General features: G+C 60.5%; 2 protein-coding genes. One reads left to right on the top strand and one right to left on the bottom strand.

Features of this window, described 5'->3' with window-relative positions; genetic code table 11:
• The coding region (locus tag ACTQ1E_RS08930; RefSeq protein WP_441565910.1) for a hypothetical protein at nt 1-226 on the top strand (226 nt) is incomplete at its 5' end.
• 7 nt (nt 227-233) lie between these two features.
• On the opposite strand, the gene ACTQ1E_RS08925 is transcribed toward ACTQ1E_RS08930, so the two are convergent.
• Nucleotides 234-342: IS3 family transposase (locus ACTQ1E_RS08925; RefSeq protein WP_154518613.1), on the bottom strand; the 109-nt coding region annotated here is incomplete at its 5' end.

Raw genomic sequence — 342 nt, 5'->3', positions numbered from 1 at the left:
GCCGGAGGCTTCAAGTTCGATTGGTGCGGCGTATAGGATTCCGCGCATCCGCTTCGCGGATCCGCACCGGCTTCGCCCGCCTGCCGGCGCGCTCGCCCGCTCGCTAAAAACGCTCCGCGTTTTCTTTACGCTCGCGCCTCGACCGAGGTTCGAATCCGTGCATGGCTTCCAAAAAAGAAAAGCCCCCGTCGCCGGTGAACTGCACCCCAAAACTTGGACGGCTTAAATAAAAACTACGCCGCAAGGGACTGTCTCCGGAACTCCTCCGGGGTCAGTCCCTTCAGTTTAACCTGGCGCCTCCTCGTGTTCCAATGGACCACGAAGTCGTCGAGGTCCGCCTTG

Source organism: Collinsella sp. LCP21S3_C7, assembly GCF_052118485.1.
Taxonomy (GTDB): Bacteria; Actinomycetota; Coriobacteriia; order Coriobacteriales; family Coriobacteriaceae; genus Collinsella.
The sequence above is the reverse complement of the archived record's forward strand: the minus strand, read 5'-3'. Positions and strand labels throughout refer to the sequence as shown.